The 17,677-nt window shown below is 57.3% G+C and carries 14 protein-coding genes, 1 pseudogene and 1 other annotated feature; of the genes and pseudogenes, 11 read left to right on the forward strand and 4 right to left on the reverse strand.

The annotated features are described in order from the left end of the window. Positions 1 to 44 precede the first annotated feature (44 nt). Both acrR and mscK read left to right on the forward strand, forming a co-directional pair. Entirely contained in the window at positions 45 to 698 is a 654-nt protein-coding gene (gene acrR / locus BJ885_RS01020) for a multidrug efflux transporter transcriptional repressor AcrR (protein WP_023310602.1), read from the forward strand. Between the two features lie 113 nt (positions 699 to 811). Then, positions 812 to 4,159, forward strand: coding sequence for a mechanosensitive channel MscK (mscK, locus tag BJ885_RS01025; protein WP_121930982.1), 3,348 nt, complete (start codon positions 812 to 814; stop codon positions 4,157 to 4,159). Between the two features lie 44 nt (positions 4,160 to 4,203). Here the strand turns inward: mscK and rsmS are convergent. Both rsmS and priC read right to left on the reverse strand, forming a co-directional pair. Beyond that, positions 4,204 to 4,372 (reverse strand): annotated as a pseudogene (gene rsmS, locus BJ885_RS01030) (pleiotropic regulatory protein RsmS); the annotation flags it as partial. 14 nt (positions 4,373 to 4,386) lie between these two features. Further along, the gene (priC, locus tag BJ885_RS01035) at positions 4,387 to 4,914 is read right to left on the reverse strand and encodes a primosomal replication protein N'' (RefSeq protein WP_047648533.1); all 528 of its coding nucleotides are present in this window, start codon (positions 4,912 to 4,914) and stop codon (positions 4,387 to 4,389) included. A gap of 50 nt (positions 4,915 to 4,964) precedes the next feature. Here priC and BJ885_RS01040 point away from each other — a divergent pair, with 50 nt between their 5' ends. The 9 genes from BJ885_RS01040 (at position 4,965) to BJ885_RS01080 (ending at position 14,331) form a co-directional block, all read left to right on the forward strand. Then, positions 4,965 to 5,342 (forward strand): DUF454 family protein, encoded by a 378-nt coding sequence (locus BJ885_RS01040; protein WP_029741960.1) that lies wholly within the window; start codon positions 4,965 to 4,967, stop codon positions 5,340 to 5,342. Between the two features lie 150 nt (positions 5,343 to 5,492). Continuing rightward, positions 5,493 to 6,044 (forward strand): adenine phosphoribosyltransferase, encoded by a 552-nt coding sequence (gene apt / locus BJ885_RS01045; RefSeq protein ID WP_000127359.1) that lies wholly within the window; start codon positions 5,493 to 5,495, stop codon positions 6,042 to 6,044. An 88-nt stretch (positions 6,045 to 6,132) separates the two neighbouring features. Next, the gene (gene dnaX, locus BJ885_RS01050; protein ID WP_121930983.1) at positions 6,133 to 8,061 is read left to right on the forward strand and encodes a DNA polymerase III subunit gamma/tau; all 1,929 of its coding nucleotides are present in this window, start codon (positions 6,133 to 6,135) and stop codon (positions 8,059 to 8,061) included. Next, positions 7,391 to 7,455, forward strand: a sequence feature (DnaX frameshifting element). It overlaps the preceding gene by 65 nt. Before the next feature lie 54 nt (positions 8,062 to 8,115). Beyond that, positions 8,116 to 8,448, forward strand: coding sequence for a YbaB/EbfC family nucleoid-associated protein (locus tag BJ885_RS01055; protein WP_003858972.1), 333 nt, complete (start codon positions 8,116 to 8,118; stop codon positions 8,446 to 8,448). Beyond that, positions 8,448 to 9,053 carry a recombination mediator RecR gene (gene recR, locus BJ885_RS01060; RefSeq protein ID WP_008499298.1) on the forward strand — a complete coding sequence of 202 codons (606 nt, stop codon included), beginning with the start codon at positions 8,448 to 8,450 and terminating at the stop codon, positions 9,051 to 9,053. The genes BJ885_RS01055 and recR overlap by 1 nt, the downstream gene beginning before the upstream one ends. A 110-nt stretch (positions 9,054 to 9,163) precedes the next feature. Then, entirely contained in the window at positions 9,164 to 11,038 is a 1,875-nt protein-coding gene (htpG, locus tag BJ885_RS01065) for a molecular chaperone HtpG (protein WP_033144796.1), read from the forward strand. A gap of 194 nt (positions 11,039 to 11,232) precedes the next feature. Beyond that, positions 11,233 to 11,877, forward strand: coding sequence for an adenylate kinase (adk, locus tag BJ885_RS01070; RefSeq protein ID WP_006809841.1), 645 nt, complete (start codon positions 11,233 to 11,235; stop codon positions 11,875 to 11,877). 124 nt (positions 11,878 to 12,001) lie between these two features. Beyond that, positions 12,002 to 12,964, forward strand: a complete 963-nt coding sequence (gene hemH / locus BJ885_RS01075) for a ferrochelatase (protein ID WP_121930984.1) — start codon at positions 12,002 to 12,004, stop codon at positions 12,962 to 12,964. A 62-nt stretch (positions 12,965 to 13,026) separates the two neighbouring features. After that, positions 13,027 to 14,331 (forward strand): inosine/guanosine kinase, encoded by a 1,305-nt coding sequence (locus BJ885_RS01080; protein WP_069303753.1) that lies wholly within the window; start codon positions 13,027 to 13,029, stop codon positions 14,329 to 14,331. Positions 14,332 to 14,423: 92 nt separating this feature from the next. On the opposite strand, the gene ybaL is transcribed toward BJ885_RS01080, so the two are convergent. Further along, positions 14,424 to 16,100, reverse strand: a complete 1,677-nt coding sequence (gene ybaL / locus BJ885_RS01085) for a YbaL family putative K(+) efflux transporter (protein WP_121930985.1) — start codon at positions 16,098 to 16,100, stop codon at positions 14,424 to 14,426. A 229-nt stretch (positions 16,101 to 16,329) separates the two neighbouring features. Then, the gene (locus BJ885_RS01090) at positions 16,330 to 17,538 is read right to left on the reverse strand and encodes an MFS transporter (RefSeq protein ID WP_121930986.1); all 1,209 of its coding nucleotides are present in this window, start codon (positions 17,536 to 17,538) and stop codon (positions 16,330 to 16,332) included. Positions 17,539 to 17,677 lie beyond the last annotated feature (139 nt).

Consider the following 17,677-nt stretch of genomic DNA (forward strand, 5'->3'; position numbering starts at 1 on the left):
TTCACAAATGTATGTAAATCTGACTCCTGTAAATTCACCCACCTATGGCACGAAAAACTAAACAACAAGCGCTGGAAACCCGACAACACATTCTGGATGTGGCAATACGTTTGTTCTCGCAGCAGGGTGTTTCATCCACCTCGCTGGCGCAGATTGCTCAGGCTGCCGGTGTGACGCGAGGAGCGATTTACTGGCATTTTAAAGATAAGTCAGATCTGTTCAGTGAAATCTGGGAGCTTTCAGAGTCCAGCATTAGCGATCTCGAGAGTGAGTATCGGGCAAAATTCCCTGACGATCCACTCTCAGTATTGAGAGAAATATTAGTATATATCCTTGAAGCAACGGTAGTTGAAGAACGTCGCAGATTAATGATGGAGATTATTTTTCATAAATGCGAGTTCGTGGGCGAGATGGCGGTGGTGCAGCAGGCGCAACGCAGCCTTAGCCTGGAGAGCTATGATCGTATTGAGCAGAACCTGAACCTGTGTATGCAGGCAAAACTATTACCGGCCAATCTCTTGACCCGACGGGCGGCAATCCTGATGCGCAGCTACATTTCCGGTCTGATGGAAAACTGGCTTTTCGCGCCGCAATCCTTTGACCTCAAAGAGGAAGCCCGCAGCTACGTGGCGATTTTACTGGAAATGCTACAGCTCTGCCCCACGCTGCGCAGCGACGCGCCTTCGCTAACGGCCTGATCCCTTTCCAGGATTTATCTCAGAGGATAACGTTCGCGCTATTCTGCTTTCAGCGAGCGTGATATTCTTCACGCCGGACTATTTTCGGTCATCTTCTGACATCATTCACAACTATGCTGCCCATCAATCGCTCGCAACATCCTGTTTTTGCATTGCTCTTTGCGATGCTGTTTTTCTTCGCCACGGCGCCGCTGACCTGGGCCCGCGCCGATAACAGCAATGATATTCCCTCGCGCGGCGATGTTCAGTCGCAGCTCGACACGCTGAACAAACAAAAAGATCTCTCCCCTCAGGATAAACTCGTCCAGCAGGACCTGACGGAAACGCTGGAAACGCTGGATAAAATTGAACGCATCAAAGCGGAAACCGTCCAGCTTCGTCAGAAGGTGGCGCAGGCGCCTGAAAACATGCGTAAGGCCACCGACGCGCTGAATGCCCTCAGCGATGTGGATAACGACGACGAGACGCGCAAGACGCTCTCGACGCTCTCCTTACGCCAGCTGGAGTCTCGCGTCGCGCAACTGCTCGACGACCTGCAAACCGCGCAGTCCGACCTCGCGACCTATAACAGCCAGCTTGTCTCGCTGCAGACCCAGCCCGAGCGCGTGCAAAACGCGATGTACGCCGCGTCTCAGCAGCTGCAGCAGATCCGCAACCGTCTGAACGGCACGACGGTCGGCGAAGGCACGCTGCGCCCGACGCAGCAAACCCTGCTGCTGGTTCAGCAGACCTTGCTCAATGCGCAAATCGAACAGCAGCGTAAAAGCCTTGAAGGGAATACGGTGCTGCAGGACACGCTTCAGAAACAGCGTGATTACGTCACCGCGAATATTAATCGCCTGGAACACCAGCTTCAGCTGTTGCAGGAGGCGGTAAACAGCAAGCGCCTGACCCTGACGGAAAAAACCGCCCAGGAGGCCGTATCCCCTGACGAAACCGCCCGCATTCAGGCGAATCCGTTGGTGAAACAGGAGCTCGAGGCCAACCACCAGCTTAGCCAGCGCCTGATACTGGCGACGGAAAACGGTAACTCGCTGGTTCAGCAAAATATCAAAGTGAAGAACTGGCTGGATCGCGCGCTGCAGGCCGAGCGCAACATCAAAGAGCAGATTGCGGTCCTGAAGGGCAGCCTCCTGCTGTCGCGTATTCTCTACCAGCAGCAGCAGACGCTCCCGTCCGCCGATGAGCTGGAGGACATGACCAACCGCATTGCGGATTTACGTCTGGAACAGTTTGACGTCAACCAGCAGCGCGATGCCCTTTTCCAGAGCGACACCTTTGTCGCCAAAATTGAAGAGGGGCATTCCAGCGACGTGAACCCGGAAGTGCACGACGCGCTGCTCCAGGTCGTCGATATGCGTCGCGAGCTGCTGGACCAGCTCAACAAACAGCTGGGTAACCAGCTGATGATGGCCATTAACCTGCAAATCAACCAGCAGCAGCTGGTGAGCGTCTCGAAAAGCCTGCAGGAGATCCTGACCCAGCAGATTTTCTGGGTGAACAGCAACAAGCCGATGGACTGGGACTGGATTAAATCCTTCCCGGAGACGCTGAAAACGCAGATCAAGAGCATGAAAATCACCGTAAACTGGGAGAAAGCCTGGCCTGCGGTGACGATTGCCTTGCTGGCGGGATTACCGCTGCTGCTGATTGCCGGCCTGATCCGCTGGCGTCTGGGATGGCTAAAAAAATATCAGGCGAAGCTGGCGTCCGAAGTGGGGCAGCTGCGCAACGACAGCCAGCTTCATACGCCAAAAGCGATTCTGATCGATCTCATCCGCGCCCTGCCGGTGTGCCTGATTATTCTGGCCGTGGGCCTGATTCTGCTCACCATGCAGCTCAACGTCAGCGATCTGCTGTGGGCGTTCAGTAAAAAACTGGCGCTGTTCTGGCTGGTATTTGGCGTGTGCTGGAAGGTGCTGGAAAAAGACGGCGTGGCGGTGCGTCATTTCAACATGCCTGCGCAGCTGACCAGCCACTGGCGTCGTCAGATTGTGCGCATCAGCCTGGCGCTCCTGCCGCTGCACTTCTGGTCGGTTGTCTCTGAGCTTTCCCCGCTGCATCTGATGGATGACGTGCTGGGCCAGCTGGTCATCCTGCTGAACCTGCTGCTGATTGCGATCCTGATGTGGCCGATGTGCCGCGACAGCTGGCGTGATAAAGAGTCCCACAATATTCGCCTGGCCACCGTGACGGTGCTGGCGATCATTCCGCTGGCGCTGATGGTGCTGACGGCAACGGGCTACTTCTACACCACGCTGCGCCTGTCCGGGCGCTGGATTGAAACGGTCTATCTGGTGATCGTCTGGAACCTGCTCTATCAGACCGTGCTGCGCGGCCTGAGCGTGGCGGCCCGCCGCATCGCCTATCGCCGTGCTATCGCGCGTCGTCAGCATCAGGTGAAAGAAGGAGCCGAGGGTGCGGAACCGCAGGAAGAGCCGACCATCGCCCTGGAGCAGGTTAACCAGCAGACGCTGCGCATCACCATGCTGGTGATGATCGCCCTGTTTGCGGTGATGTTCTGGGCTATCTGGTCCGATCTTATTACCGTTTTCGCCTATCTCGACAGTATTACCCTCTGGCAATACAACGGTACCGAAGCGGGCGCGGCGGTCATGAAAAGCGTGACCATGGGCAGCCTGCTGTTTGCGCTGGTGTCGTCGGTGGTGGCCTGGGCGTTGATTCGCAACCTGCCAGGCCTGCTCGAAGTGCTGCTCCTGTCACGTCTGAATCTTCGCCAGGGGGCTTCCTACGCCATTACTACGATCCTCAACTACGTGATCATTATTGTTGGGGCGATGACGGTCTTTGGCTCGCTTGGCGTTTCGTGGGATAAACTGCAGTGGCTGGCGGCCGCCCTCTCGGTCGGTCTTGGTTTTGGCCTGCAGGAGATCTTCGGTAACTTTGTGTCCGGCCTGATTATCCTGTTCGAACGCCCGGTACGAATCGGCGATACCGTCACCATCGGCACCTTCTCCGGTACGGTCAGCAAGATCCGTATTCGTGCCACCACCATCACCGACTTCGATCGCAAAGAGGTGATCATCCCGAACAAAGCGTTCGTGACCGAGCGCCTGATCAACTGGTCGCTCTCGGATACGGTGACGCGCGTGGTGATCCGCCTGGGCGTAGCCTATGGATCGGATCTGGAGAAGGTGAAAGAGGTGCTGCTCAAGGCGGCGTCAGAACATCCGAAAGTGATGCACGATCCGGCTCCGGCGGTCTTCTTCACCACCTTTGGGCCAAGCACGCTGGATCACGAGCTGCGTTTATACGTGCGCGAGCTGCGTGACCGCAGCTACACGGTGGATGAGCTTAACCGCTCTATCGATCGTCTGTGCCGTGAAAACGATATTAATATCGCCTTCAACCAGCTTGAGGTTCACCTGCGCAACGAGAAGGGTGATGAGCATACGGAAGTGAAGCGCGACATCAAGGGTGACGATCCGACTCCGGCGTAATCTATTATTTTCCCTCTGCCCTCAGGGGCGAGGGAACGATTTCCCCCCTCTCCCTCAGGGAGAGGGCCGGGGTGAGGGTAATTTACCTTCAAAATCCCGCCGCACAATCTCCAGTGCCTTAAGCACCGTTTCGGCGGGGATCTCATGATTCTCCAGCAGCATAATCAAATCGACGGCCAGCTTGACCTCATCGGGTGCATTTTCCAGTGACATGGGTGTGGCTCCTGTTAACGGGTCAAACGTTCAATGACGCGCTCAATCTCATCCCGCGCCTGACGGCAGCGGACGATGCGTCCTTCCAGCGCGCTAATCTCGCGCATCAATAGCTGCTGTTCCTCCAGCGTTTCGCTGTTGTTCAGCCGCACTTCGCGTTCGCGCTTCATCTCAAACAGCCGGCGCTCAAACTCCTGGTTCTCCAGCCGCTTGCGCTGCCATTTACCGAGCCCCGGCGAGGCGCTGTCCCAGGCGCGCAGCGGCCAGGCGGCGATTTCGCGATGCAGAGCGGTGATCTGTTCAGTGAGATGCTCCGCAAGCCACGCCACCTGTTCCTGCTGTTCACTCTCAACCGCATGGCGAAGCTCGTCGAGGTTCGTCTGCGCTTCCGCCAGGTAATCCTGAATGACGGTGCTGCGGGTACGAAAAAGCTGCCGGTCAAAGCGCGGTTTCAGCGTGGCGTGCCCCATCAGCGGTGTAGCCTGCTCCCGCAGAGCAATCAGCTGATTTTGCAGCCTCTCAAGAAGCAGTGCTGTTTTCAAGGCGCTCTCCAGTGGTAAAGTAGCCGTTCAGTTTGATAACGATTCGCATTATGAAGCGTACTATTTTAATCATCATTGGCTGGCTCGCGGTAGTGCTTGGCACGCTGGGCGTGTTTTTACCCTTGCTGCCGACCACCCCGTTTATCCTGCTGGCGGCCTGGTGCTTCGCCCGCTCGTCGCCGCGTTTTCACCACTGGCTGCTCTATCGTTCATGGTTTGGCGGCTATCTGCGGCACTGGCAAAAACACCGGGCCATGCCGCCCGGCGCGAAGCCGCGCGCGATAGCGGTGATCCTCATCACCTTCGCTATTTCATTATGGCTGGTGAAAATGATGTGGGTACGCATTCTGCTGCTGGCGATCCTCTCCTGCCTGCTTATCTTCATGTGGCGGATCCCCGTGGTTGATGAAAAGCAACAAAAGCACTGAAGCCTCATCATGGCTGTTGCAATTATCACGCGCAGCCAGTAAATTCGACCGTTTTCGAGCACAGGTGCGCCTGGTCAAAGGTTAAACAATTGTTGCCTTGGCCGACTCGTTGCGCGCTGTGAGTAACACTGTTTCATTTAGGCAAAACCGATGACCGCAACTGCACAGCAGCTTGAATATCTGAAAAACAGCATCAAAAGCATCCAGGACTATCCAAAGCCTGGCATTCTTTTCCGTGATGTCACCAGCTTGCTGGAAGACCCGAAAGCGTACGCGCTCAGCATTGAACTGCTGGTCGAGCGTTATAAAAACGCCGGGATCACCAAAGTAGTAGGTACCGAAGCCCGTGGCTTCCTGTTTGGCGCACCGGTTGCGCTGGCAATGGGCGTGGGTTTTGTGCCGGTGCGTAAGCCGCGCAAACTGCCGCGTGAAACCATTGCTGAGAGCTACGAACTGGAGTACGGCACCGATCAGCTGGAGATCCACGTTGATGCGATCAAACCTGGCGACAAGGTGCTGGTGGTCGACGACCTGCTGGCAACCGGCGGTACCATTGAAGCGACCGTGAAGCTGATCCGTCGTCTGGGTGGTGAAGTGACCGACGCGGCATTCATCATCAACCTGTTCGATCTCGGCGGTGAACAGCGCCTGGAAAAACAGGGCATTACCAGCTACAGCCTGGTGCCTTTCCCGGGTCATTAATCCCGGTTTTCACAACCTCGCTCAATGGGTGAGGTTGTGATAGCATTCCCCTCCATAAATTCACCTTCCAGCGTTGCAGAGCCTGCCCATGAGTTATCAGGTGTTAGCCCGTAAATGGCGACCACAAACCTTTGCTGACGTTGTCGGTCAGGAACATGTGCTGACGGCCCTGGCGAACGGCTTGTCGCTAGGTCGCATCCATCACGCCTATCTTTTCTCCGGCACCCGCGGCGTCGGTAAGACTTCTATTGCCCGCTTGCTGGCAAAAGGTCTTAACTGCGAAACCGGGATCACCGCCACGCCGTGCGGCGTGTGTGATAACTGCCGGGAGATCGAGCAGGGGCGTTTTGTCGATCTGATCGAGATCGACGCCGCCTCGCGCACCAAAGTGGAAGATACCCGCGATCTGCTCGATAACGTGCAGTACGCCCCGGCGCGCGGCCGCTTCAAGGTCTACCTGATCGATGAAGTGCACATGCTGTCGCGCCACAGCTTTAACGCCCTGCTGAAAACGCTGGAAGAGCCGCCCGCGCACGTGAAGTTCCTGCTGGCGACCACCGATCCGCAAAAGCTGCCGGTCACGATCCTGTCGCGCTGCCTGCAGTTCCACCTGAAGGCGCTGGACGTTGAGCAGATCCGCGCTCAGCTTGAGCACATTCTTGATGAAGAGAAGATCGTTCACGAGCCGCGCGCCCTGCAGCTGCTGGCCCGCGCGGCGGACGGCAGCCTGCGTGATGCGCTCAGCCTGACCGACCAGGCGATTGCCAGCGGTGACGGCAAGCTCTCCGCCGAGGCGGTCAGCACCATGCTCGGCACGCTGGATGACGATCAGGCGCTGTCGCTTATCGAAGCGATGATTGCCGCCAACGGCGAACGCGTGATGTCGCAGGTGAATGCCGCCGCTGCCCGGGGTATCGAATGGGAAGGACTGCTGGTTGAGATGCTCAGCCTGCTGCACCGCGTGGCGATGCTGCAGCTTTCTCCGTCCGCCATCGGTGCGGATATGGCCGCTATCGAACAGCGGATGCGTGAACTTGCCCGCACCGTGCCGCCTGCCGACGTGCAGCTGTATTACCAGACGCTGCTGATTGGCCGCAAAGAGTTACCGTTCGCGCCGGACCCCAGAATGGGCGTTGAAATGACGCTGCTGCGCGCGCTGGCGTTCCACCCGCGCATGCCATTGCCGGAGCCGGAAGCGCCGCGGCAGTCTTTCGCGCCGGTCGCCCCTACGGCGGTGATGTCGCCGCAGCAGGTGCGACCGCAGCCGACACCGCCGCCACAGCAGAACGTGCCGCTGTCGGATGCCACCAGTTCGGTGCTTGCCGCACGCAGCCAGCTGCAGCGTGCGCAGGGAGTAACCAAACCAAAAAAGAGTGAACCGGCAGCGCCAGGAAGAGCGCGGCCGGTGAACAACGCCGCGCTTGAACGACTGGCCTCGGTAACGGAGCGCGTACAGTCGCGTCCTGCACCGTCCGCGCTCGAGCAGAAAGCCCCGGTGAAAGAAGAGGCTTACCGCTGGAAGGCAACCACCATCACCGAAGAGGTGAAGGAAGAGGTCGCCACGCCGAAAGCGCTGAAAAAGGCGCTGGAGCATGAGAAAACGCCGGAGCTTTCCGCGAAGCTTGCCGAAGAGTCCATAGTGCGCGACGCCTGGGCCGCCGAGGTCAGCAAACTTCAGCTGCCTAAGCTGGTGGAGCAGGTCGCGCTGAATGCCTGGAAAGAGCAGGACGGCAATCAGGTGCGTTTGCACCTGCGTCCGGGTCAGCGGCACCTCAATTCCCCTGGCGCGCAAAAGGCGCTGGCCGAGGCGCTCACCGCATTACAGGGCGCGCCGGTTGAATTGACTATCATTGAAGATGATAATCCGGCAGTGAAAACGCCGCTCGAGTGGCGCCAGGCCATTTATGAAGAAAAGCTCGCGCAGGCGCGCGAGGCGATTATTGCGGATAACAACATTCAGACCCTGCGCCGGTTCTTCGACGCCGATCTGGATGAAGAGAGTATTCGCCCCATTTGATCGTGAGTCTGACTTACGGTTGTAATCCTTAAACGTGAAAGAAGAGAGAAGCCTATGTTTGGTGGAAAAGGCGGTCTGGGTGGCCTGATGAAGCAGGCTCAGCAGATGCAGGAAAAAATGCAGAAGATGCAGGAAGAGATCGCTCAGCTGGAAGTCACGGGTGAGTCCGGTGCCGGTCTGGTCAAAGTGACCATCAACGGTGCGCACAACTGCCGTCGCGTGGAAATCGACCCGAGCCTGCTCGAAGACGACAAAGAGATGCTGGAAGATCTGGTTGCAGCCGCGTTTAACGATGCCGCTCGCCGTATCGACGAAACTCAGAAAGAGAAAATGGCCTCTGTCTCCAGCGGTATGCAGCTGCCGCCTGGCTTCAAGATGCCATTCTGATGCAAACCAGTCCGCTGCTCACGCAGTTAATGGAAGCACTGCGCTGCCTGCCGGGCGTTGGCCCGAAGTCGGCGCAGCGCATGGCGTTTACGCTATTGCAGCGCGACCGCAGCGGCGGGATGCGCCTGGCGCAGGCTTTAACCCGCGCCATGTCAGAAATTGGTCACTGTGCGGATTGCCGCACCTTTACCGAGCAGGACGTGTGTAACATCTGTACGAACCCGCGTCGTCAGGAAAACGGTCAGATTTGCGTGGTGGAGAGTCCTGCGGACATCTACGCCATCGAACAAACCGGGCAGTTTTCCGGCCGCTACTTCGTGCTGATGGGGCATCTCTCCCCGCTCGACGGCATTGGCCCGGATGATATCGGTCTTGACCGCCTTGAACAGCGTCTTGAGTCCGAAACCATCAAAGAGGTGATCCTCGCCACCAACCCAACGGTGGAAGGGGAGGCAACCGCCAACTATATCGCCGAACTGTGCTCGCAGTACGGCGTTGACGCCAGCCGCATCGCCCACGGCGTGCCGGTGGGCGGCGAGCTGGAAATGGTCGACGGCACCACGCTGTCGCACTCTCTGGCCGGGCGTCACAAGATTATTTTCTGACCAAACGGAGGCTGCACGCGCGGCCTCCGCTTGAAAATCCCCCCCCTTATCCCCATCTCTCACTCAACGTTTTAAAACCCCATTAAATGGCATTGTTGAGGTCGACTTAGATGAAAGGACAAGAAACCCGTGGTTTCCAGTCAGAAGTAAAACAGCTTCTGCACCTGATGATCCATTCCCTGTATTCCAACAAAGAAATTTTCCTGCGTGAGCTGATTTCCAACGCCTCGGACGCGGCGGACAAGCTGCGCTTCCGCGCGCTGTCCAACCCGGACCTGTACGAAGGCGACGGCGAGCTGCGCGTGCGCGTCTCGTTCAATAAAGAGAACCGCACCCTGACCATCGCCGATAACGGCATCGGGATGAACCGCGATGAGGTGATCGACCACCTCGGCACCATCGCCAAATCCGGCACCAAAGCGTTCCTTGAGTCCATGGGCTCTGACCAGGCGAAAGACAGCCAGCTCATCGGCCAGTTCGGCGTGGGCTTCTACTCGGCGTTTATCGTGGCCGACAAAGTTACCGTCCGTACCCGTGCGGCAGGCGACAGCGCCGAGAACGGCGTGCTGTGGGAATCCAAAGGGGAAGGCGAATACACCGTTGATGACATCACCAAGGCGGATCGCGGCACCGAAATCACCCTGCACCTGCGCGAAGGGGAAGATGATTTCCTGAACGACTGGCGCGTGCGCTCCATCATCAGCAAATATTCCGATCACATCGCCCTGCCGGTAGAGATTGAAAAACAGGAAGAGAAAGACGGTGAAACCGTGGTTTCCTGGGAGAAGATAAACAAGGCGCAGGCGCTGTGGACGCGCAACAAGTCTGAAATTAAAGACGACGAATACAACGAGTTCTACAAGCACATCGCCCACGACTTTACCGACCCGCTGACCTGGAGCCACAACCGCGTGGAAGGTAAGCAGGAGTACACCAGCCTGCTGTACATTCCGGCACAGGCGCCGTGGGACATGTGGAACCGCGATCACAAGCACGGCCTGAAGCTGTACGTGCAGCGCGTGTTCATCATGGACGACGCCGAGCAGTTCATGCCGAACTACCTGCGCTTTGTGCGCGGTCTGATAGATTCTAACGATCTGCCGCTGAACGTCTCGCGTGAAATTCTGCAGGACAGCACCGTCACCCGTAACCTGCGCAACGCCCTGACCAAACGTGCGCTGCAGATGCTGGAAAAACTGGCGAAAGACGATGCGGAAAAATATCAGACCTTCTGGAAACAGTTCGGCCTGGTGCTGAAAGAAGGCCCGGCAGAAGACACCGCGAACGTTGAAACCATCGCCAAACTGCTGCGCTTCGCCTCTACGCATACCGACTCCTCCGCGCAGACCGTGTCGCTGGAAGAGTACGTCTCCCGCATGAAAGAAGGGCAGGAGAAGATCTACTACATCACCGCCGACAGCTACGCGGCGGCGAAGAGCAGCCCGCACCTGGAGCTTCTGCGCAAGAAAGGCATCGAAGTGCTGCTGCTTTCTGACCGCATCGACGAGTGGATGATGAACTACCTGACCGAGTTCGACGGTAAGGCGTTCCAGTCCGTAGCCAAAGCGGACGAATCCATCGACAAGCTGGCGGATGAAGTGGACGAAAGCGCGAAAGAAGCCGAGAAGGCGCTGGAGCCGTTCGTTGAGCGCGTGAAAACCCTGCTGGGCGAGCGCGTGAAAGAGGTGCGCTTCACGCACCGTCTGACCGACACCCCGGCGATTGTCACCACCGATGCGGACGAAATGAGCACCCAGATGGCGAAGCTGTTCGCTGCGGCGGGCCAGGCGATGCCGGAAGTGAAATATATCTTTGAGCTTAATCCGGATCATCCTCTGGTGAAACGCGCGGCGGATACCCAGGACGACGCCCGCTTTGCCGAGTGGGTTGAACTGCTGCTGGATCAGTCCCTGCTGGCCGAGCGCGGCACGCTGGAAGATCCTAACCTGTTCATTAAACGTGTGAATGCGCTGCTGCTGGCGTAATTGACCGCGCCTCCCCTGGTCTTCTCCCTCTCCCGTGGGAGAGGGCCGGGGTGAGGGCACCAGACCGCACCCTCCCAAATAATCTCCCCCCGTTAACCGTTTCAGCCTTCCCGCCTTCCTTGAGCGATGCCCGTTCTGGTGGTATTGTTTAGCGCTTTTGAAAAATTGAAACGACTTTTGAGGGGATTTTCGCAATGCGTATTATTCTGCTTGGCGCTCCGGGCGCGGGTAAAGGAACTCAGGCTCAGTTCATCATGGAGAAATACGGTATTCCGCAAATCTCCACCGGTGACATGCTGCGCGCCGCTGTAAAATCTGGCTCCGAGCTGGGTAAACAAGCGAAAGACATCATGGACGCAGGCAAGCTGGTAACCGACGAGCTGGTTATTGCTCTGGTCAAAGAGCGCATTGCTCAGGAAGACTGCCGTAACGGTTTCCTGCTGGACGGCTTCCCACGCACCATTCCTCAGGCTGACGCCATGAAAGAAGCGGGCATCAACGTGGACTACGTTCTGGAGTTCGACGTGCCGGACGAGCTGATCGTTGACCGTATCGTTGGCCGTCGCGTACACGCTGCTTCTGGCCGCGTTTACCACATCAAATTCAACCCACCTAAGGTTGAAGGCAAAGACGACGTGACCGGCGAAGAGCTGACCACCCGTAAAGACGATCAGGAAGAGACCGTGCGTAAACGCCTGGTGGAATACCATCAGATGACCGCACCGCTGATCGGCTACTACACCAAAGAAGCGCAGGCGGGTAACACCAAATACGCGAAAGTTGACGGCACCAAAGCCGTGGCTGACGTACGTGCAGAGCTGGAAAAAATCCTCGGCTAATCGCGCGCCTCTCACCCGGGTTCCCGGGTGAGAAATATTCTCATCTTACCTATTACAGCAATGGGTTTCGTTTAAACGCATTTCCGCTACAATTGACAACCTATCAAATGGTTAAGAGGCGTGAATGAGTCAGGCGAAAACCGGCATCCTGCTTGCCAATCTGGGCACTCCAGAAGCACCTACATCAGACGCGGTAAAACGCTACCTGCGACAATTTTTAAGCGACACGCGCGTCGTGGATTTCCCGAGACTGCTGTGGTGGCCGCTGCTGCGTGGCGTCATTCTGCCGATTCGTTCTCCGCGCGTCGCCAAACTCTATCAGTCCGTCTGGATGGAAGAGGGCTCGCCGCTGATGGTTTACAGCCGTCGCCAGGAAAAAGCGCTGGCCGCCCGCCTGCCGGATATGCCCGTCGCGCTCGGCATGAGCTACGGAAAACCGTCCCTGAAAAGCGCGGTGGAATCACTGCTGGCGCAGGGCGTGGAACATATCGTCGTGCTGGCGCTCTATCCGCAATATTCCTGCTCGACGGTGGCCGCCGTCTGGGACGAGCTGGCCCGCATTCTGGCGACCCGCCGCCGCATTCCGGGCGTGACCTTTATTCGCGACTACGCGGATAACGATCTCTACATCCAGGCGCTTGCCAACAGCGCGCGCGCGTCGTTTGAAAAGCACGGCGAGCCGGATCTGCTGCTGCTTTCCTATCACGGGATCCCGCAGCGTTTCGCCAATGAAGGGGATGATTATCCGCAGCGCTGCCGCGATACCACGCGCGAGCTGGTTTCCGCCCTTGGCCTGCCGCCGGAGAAGGTGATGATGACCTTCCAGTCGCGCTTCGGCCGCGAGCCGTGGCTGACGCCGTATACCGATGAAACCCTCAAAATGCTGGGTGAGAAGGGCGTAAAGCACATTCAGGTGATGTCGCCGGGCTTCTCGGCCGACTGTCTGGAAACGCTGGAGGAGATCGCGGTGCAAAACCGGGAATTTTTCCTTGAGGCTGGCGGCGAAAAGTACGAGTACATTCCGGCGCTTAACGACTCGCCTGAGCATATCGACATGATGGTCTCGCTGGTAACGAACAGCCGCTGATCGCACTCCGGGCCGGGTTTGTGCTACCATTCCCGGCCCATATTCTTCGTACAGTTCAGACCATGAAATTTCCCGGTAAACGCAAATCCAAACACTACTTCCCCGTCGATGCCCGCGATCCGCTCCTGCAGCAAATCCAGCCAGAAAACGAAACCAGCGCGGCATGGGTCGTCGGTATCGATCAGACGCTGGTGGACATTGAAGCGAAAGTGGATGATGCGTTTGTCGCCCGTTACGGTCTGAGCGCCGGTCACTCGCTGGTGATTGAGGACGACGTTGCCGAAGCGCTGTACCAGGAGCTGGTGCGCGAAAGCCTGATTACCCATCAGTTCGCCGGTGGCACCATCGGCAATACCATGCATAACTACTCCGTGCTGGCCGACGACCGCTCGGTGCTGCTCGGCGTGATGTGCAGCAATATCGAAATCGGTGGCTATGCCTACCGCTATCTCTGCAACACCTCCAGCCGTACCGATCTGAACTACCTTCAGGGCGTCGACGGGCCTATTGGCCGCTGCTTTACGCTGATTAGCGATTCCGGCGAGCGTACTTTTGCCATCAGCCCGGGTCATATGAACAAGCTGCGCGCCGAGAGTATTCCGGAAGAGGTGATTGCGGGCGCCTCGGCGCTGGTGCTGACTTCCTATCTGGTGCGCTGTAAGCCGGGCGAGCCGATGCCGGAAGCGACCATGAAAGCGATCGAGTACGCGAAGAAATACAACGTGCCGGTCGTTCTGACGCTGGGAACAAAATTTGTTATCGCCGATAACCCGGAGTGGTGGCAGGCCTTCCTGAAAGAGCACGTCTCGATTCTGGCAATGAACGAAGAAGAGGCCGAGGCGCTGACCGGTGAAAGCGATCCGCTGCTGGCGTCTGACAAAGCGCTGGACTGGGTAGATCTGGTGCTCTGCACCGCCGGCCCGGTTGGGCTGTACATGGCGGGCTTCACAGAAGAAGAGAGCAAGCGCAAAACCCAGCACCCGCTGCTGCCCGGTGCGATTGCCGAGTTCAACCAGTACGAGTTCAGCCGCGGCATGCGCTACAAAGACTGCGTGAATCCGCTGCGAATCTACTCTCATATCGCGCCATACATGGGCGGGCCGGAGAAGATCATGAACACCAACGGTGCGGGCGATGGCGCGCTGGCCGCACTGCTGCACGACATCACCGCTAACGCCTACCATAAAACCAACGTGCCGAACTCCAGCAAGCATAAGTTCAGCTGGCTGACCTATTCCTCGCTGGCGCAGGTGTGTAAATATGCCAACCGTGTGAGCTATCAGGTACTGAACCAGCATTCTCCGCGCTTAACGCGCGGTCTGCCGGAACGGGAAGACAGCCTCGAAGAGGCGTACTGGGACAGGTAAAAGCAAAACGGCAACCCTGGTTGCCGTTTTTAGTGTTTGTTCCCTCTCCCCGTGGGAGAGGGCAAGGGTGAGGGCACCAGACCGCTCAAAACTTAACTCGTCACAGCCTCTTCAAGCGGCGGATTCTCCAGCAGCGTCAGCATCGTATTCGCAATCTCGCGCTCGCCCATCACCACCTTATTCGCACCGCGCTCGGTAATGTACTCCACCTCGTCGTCATAGTGCGCCCGGGCGATAATCTCAATCGCTGGGCACTTCTCGCGCGCGGAAGCCACAATCTCGCCCGCTTCATAGCCGTTAGGTATGGTCAGCAGCAGCCAGCGCGCGCAGTCCAGATGCGCCAGATTCATGATCTCTTCGTTTGCCGCATTGCCCAGCACCGCACGAATACCGCGCTCGCGCAGCTCGTCGACGCGGGTGCGTGAGGTCTCAATCACCACCAGCGGAATCCCCTGCGCCATCAGCTTCTCACCGAGCAGGCTACCCACGCGGCCAAAGCCGACCAGCAGGGCGTGATTGCAAATATCCACCGGGATCTGCTTCTCTTCTTCGATGGCCTCTTCGAGCGTCTGTTCTTCCAGCGTTTCGGTTTTATCGAGGTATTTTTCCAGCAGGGCAAACAGCACCGGGTTCAGCATAATCGACAGAATCGCCCCCGCCAGCACCAGGTTTTGCCCCGCCTGCGGCAGCAGGTTCAGGGCCATGCCCAGACCGGCCAGAATAAAGGCGAACTCACCGATCTGCGCCAGGCTGGCGGCGATGGTCAACGCCGTCCGCGGGGAGTGGCCGAACATCCGCACCAGGAAGAAGGCGGCAAGCGACTTGCCAAAGATGATGATCGCCAGCGTGCCCAGCACGGCCAGCGGTTGATGAATCAGGACCATCGGGTCAAACAGCATTCCGACGGAGACGAAGAACAGCACGGCGAAGGCATCGCGCAGCGGCAGAGTGTCGTGCGCCGCGCGGTGGCTCAGCTCGGATTCGTTCAGCACCATCCCGGCGAAGAACGCGCCCAGAGCAAAGGAGACATCAAACAGCTCAACGGCACCAAAAGCGATACCCAGCGCCAGCGCCAGCACGGAGAGGGTAAACAGCTCGCGTGAGCCGGTTGCCGCGCTGCGGGACATGATCCACGGTACCAGACGGCGGCCCACCAGCATCATGATGGCGATAAACGCCACCACCTTACCGATGGTAATACTCATATCCAGCGCCAGCGAGGCAAAGCCGACGTTGTCTTTTTCCATCATCCCGGCGACGGCAGGCAGCAGCACCAGCGTCAGGACCATCACCAGATCTTCAACGATCAGCCAGCCTATCGCGATTTGCCCGCGCTGGCTGTCTATCAGCTGTCTCTCTTCAAGCGCGCGCAGCAGCACCACGGTACTGGCGGTTGAGAGACACAGCCCAAAAACGATACCGGTCATTAACGACCAGCCCAGCACCGCCGAAAGCGCCATCCCCAGCAGCGTCGCCACCCCTATCTGGGCGATCGCTCCCGGTATGGCAATCGACTTTACCGCCATCAAATCCTTCAGGGAGAAGTGCAGGCCGACGCCAAACATCAGCAGAATCACGCCCAATTCCGCCAGCTCAGGGGCCAGTTTGGTATCCGCCACGAAGCCTGGCGTAAACGGTCCCGCCAGTACACCCGCTAACAGATAGCCGACAAGAGGAGAAATACGCAGTTTATTGGCAATCATGCCGAGGATAAAAGCGAGCACAAGTCCACCAACAATGGTGGTGATAAGCGGTGTGGCGTGGTGCATTCCGTCTCCTTTCGTTGTGGGTGTTCCTTTTTGGCGAAAACCAAAAAACCGAGTAATAGTTTATGACAATTTTTACCCTTATGTTTATGAATAATTGTTGAAGTTTGAATAAAACAGCAATATGCCCGTAAAAAAGCGCAAATTGATAAATTCAGTGAGGGGATGAAGAAGAAACCCTTATGGCATCAGGGTATCAGGTAGCCAAAGTAAAACTTTGGCTACCCGTAATTCAGGCTTTATGACGGTTATCAGGCAGGAATATGGTTAACATCCCAAGAAGCGGCAGGAAAGCGCAGATTTTATAAACCAGGAAGATGCTGGAGTGATCCGCAACCATCCCTAACACCGCTGCGCCAAGCCCTCCCATGCCGAAGGCGAAACCGAAAAAGAGCCCGGAAACCATACCGATACGGCCAGGCAGCAGCTCCTGGGCATAGACCAGAATGGCGGAAAAGGCGGATGCGAGGATAAAACCAATGATCACGGTTAAAATCCCCGTCCATTCAAGGCTGGCGTACGGCAAAATAAGGGTAAACGGCGCCACGCCGAGGATAGAGCCCCAAATGACATATTTACGCCCAATCTTATCACCCACAGGCCCGCCAATAACCGTACCGGCCGCAACGGCAAACAGGAAGGCAAACAGGTGGATTTGCGCATTCTGTACCGATAATCCAAATTTTTGCATCAGATAAAAGGTGTAATAGCTGCTGATGCTCGCCATATAGAAGTATTTCGAGAAAATCAGTACCAGCAGCACAGAGACGGCCAGAATAACCTTATTGGGCGGCAGGGGATTGATAATCTTCGCTTTAGGTTTCCCTTTATTCACGCGATGCTGAGCGGCATACCATCGGCTGATCTGCGCCAGCACGATGATCGCCAGCAGCGCGGCCAGCACAAACCAGGCCACGTTGCCTTTGCCGTAAGGGGCAATAATCACCGCGGCCAGCAGCGGGCCCAGAGAGCTACCAAAGTTACCGCCTACCTGGAACAGCGACTGTGCCAGACCGTGACGTCCCCCGGAGGCCATGCGCGCCACGCGAGAAGACTCCGGATGGAAAACGGACGAGCCGGTGCCCACCAGCGCGGCGGCAATCAGCACGGCTTCAAAGCTCCCCGCCATGGCCAGCAGCACCAGCCCGCTTAGGGTGAAGCACATGCCTATCGGCAGCGACCACGGCATCGGGTATTTATCCGTCCAGTAGCCCACCACCGGCTGCAGCAGTGAGGAAGCCAGCTGGAAGGTCAGGGTGATCATCCCGATCTGCACGAAAGTTAACGAAAACTCGGACTGCAGCAGCGGATAAATGGCCAGAATCAACGACTGGATCATATCGTTGAGCAGGTGCGAGAGACTGATTGCGCCTAAGACTTTAAAGGAGGTGCGCGACGTCGGCGCGCCCGGAACGGGCTGTGTTGATTCACTGATTGCCATAGAGAGAAGTACCACGTCTTTAGTTATTAGTTATGCAGGGTGTAATTATTATCCGACTAACATACCCGCCCGGGACATTTGAAGAAAGTCGCAATTCTGAAAACTTATTTGTCTATTCTTGTTAGTCACTGTAATTTTT

Origin of the sequence: Enterobacter sp. WP_7_1 (genome assembly GCF_003688535.1) — a bacterium.
In the GTDB taxonomy this organism is placed as follows: domain Bacteria; phylum Pseudomonadota; class Gammaproteobacteria; order Enterobacterales; family Enterobacteriaceae; genus Enterobacter; species Enterobacter asburiae.

Excerpts from the sequence above, each read along its gene's own strand:
- acrR (WP_023310602.1), top strand. The coding sequence starts at position 45 with ATGGCACGAAAAACTAAACAACAAGCGCTGGAAACCCGACAACACATT.
- mscK (WP_121930982.1), top strand. The coding sequence starts at position 812 with ATGCTGCCCATCAATCGCTCGCAACATCCTGTTTTTGCATTGCTCTTT.
- BJ885_RS01040 (WP_029741960.1), top strand. The coding sequence starts at position 4,965 with ATGAAGCGTACTATTTTAATCATCATTGGCTGGCTCGCGGTAGTGCTT.
- apt (WP_000127359.1), top strand. The coding sequence starts at position 5,493 with ATGACCGCAACTGCACAGCAGCTTGAATATCTGAAAAACAGCATCAAA.
- dnaX (WP_121930983.1), top strand. The coding sequence starts at position 6,133 with ATGAGTTATCAGGTGTTAGCCCGTAAATGGCGACCACAAACCTTTGCT.
- BJ885_RS01055 (WP_003858972.1), top strand. The coding sequence starts at position 8,116 with ATGTTTGGTGGAAAAGGCGGTCTGGGTGGCCTGATGAAGCAGGCTCAG.
- recR (WP_008499298.1), top strand. The coding sequence starts at position 8,448 with ATGCAAACCAGTCCGCTGCTCACGCAGTTAATGGAAGCACTGCGCTGC.
- htpG (WP_033144796.1), top strand. The coding sequence starts at position 9,164 with ATGAAAGGACAAGAAACCCGTGGTTTCCAGTCAGAAGTAAAACAGCTT.
- adk (WP_006809841.1), top strand. The coding sequence starts at position 11,233 with ATGCGTATTATTCTGCTTGGCGCTCCGGGCGCGGGTAAAGGAACTCAG.
- hemH (WP_121930984.1), top strand. The coding sequence starts at position 12,002 with ATGAGTCAGGCGAAAACCGGCATCCTGCTTGCCAATCTGGGCACTCCA.
- BJ885_RS01080 (WP_069303753.1), top strand. The coding sequence starts at position 13,027 with ATGAAATTTCCCGGTAAACGCAAATCCAAACACTACTTCCCCGTCGAT.
- ybaL (WP_121930985.1), bottom strand. The coding sequence starts at position 16,100 with ATGCACCACGCCACACCGCTTATCACCACCATTGTTGGTGGACTTGTG.
- BJ885_RS01090 (WP_121930986.1), bottom strand. The coding sequence starts at position 17,538 with ATGGCAATCAGTGAATCAACACAGCCCGTTCCGGGCGCGCCGACGTCG.